The sequence below is a fragment of the Aeromonas sp. ZOR0002 genome (assembly GCF_963866995.1).
In the GTDB taxonomy this organism is placed as follows: domain Bacteria; phylum Pseudomonadota; class Gammaproteobacteria; order Enterobacterales; family Aeromonadaceae; genus Aeromonas; species Aeromonas caviae.
The window spans coordinates 65,452-66,252 of sequence record NZ_CAWMFQ010000203.1; the positions used below are offsets into that span (position 1 = coordinate 65,452).

Annotated in this window: 1 protein-coding gene and 1 pseudogene; both read right to left on the reverse strand. The window is 70.7% G+C overall.

Going from position 1 to position 801, the window contains the following annotated elements:
• Positions 1-601 (reverse strand): electron transfer flavoprotein subunit alpha/FixB family protein (locus tag AACR77_RS12260; RefSeq protein ID WP_442853377.1); only part of this gene is annotated, 601 nt, incomplete at its 3' end.
• 103 nt (positions 602-704) lie between these two features.
• A pseudogene (locus AACR77_RS12265) lies at positions 705-801 on the reverse strand (electron transfer flavoprotein subunit beta/FixA family protein); the annotation flags it as partial.

The window sequence follows — 801 nt, forward strand, 5'->3', positions numbered from 1 at the left end:
CGCCGGAGACCACCACCCGGGCCGCCCCGAGCTCGGGTCTGGCGGAGCGCACCGCACGCCGCTCGATGAGCCGGGTACGGCAGCGCACCTCAGCCACCGGCAGCGATTCCATCGCGGCACGCTCCTCCCCGGCCCCGGCCTTGGCGAACGCGGTGGGCCGCACGGTGAGCACCTTGACGGGGGCGCTGCTCGCCACCCGGGCGATGGCGTTGCCCGCATAGATGGGACGCAGGAAAGTGTCGGGCCCCTCGATGCCGGTCACCTCGGCGATCATCTCCACTCCGAGCCTGGCCGCCACCCGCGGCAGCAGATCCTTGCCCTGGCTGCTGGCCGCCATCAGGCAGTGCTGGTAGTCCCTGGCCACCTCGGCGAGCAGTCTGTCGACCCCGTCGTTGAGCCCCTCCGCCAGCATGGGATGTTCTGCCAGCAGCACCCGGTTTACCCCCGTGAGGGCGGCGGCCTGCTCCCCCGCCTCCGTCAGCCCCTGCCCCAGCAGCAAGAGGTGCACCTCGCCCCCCAGGCGCCCCGCCGCCGTGACCAGCTGGGCCAGGTTGTCGGCGATCCGCCCCTGATGATGTTCCGCAATCACAAGTACGCTCATGACAGCACCTTCATGTCATCCATTGATCCCTTGCTCCCCTGGGCCGCTGCCCCATGCATGGCGCTCACGCCTGCGGGAGGCATCCCTCTCATGCCCCTGCCCATCAGAGCACCCGGGCTTCGTGCTTGAGCTTGTCCAGCAACTCGTCCACCGAGCCCACCCTGATGCCGGCGCTGCGCACCGGCGGCGCCATCACCCCG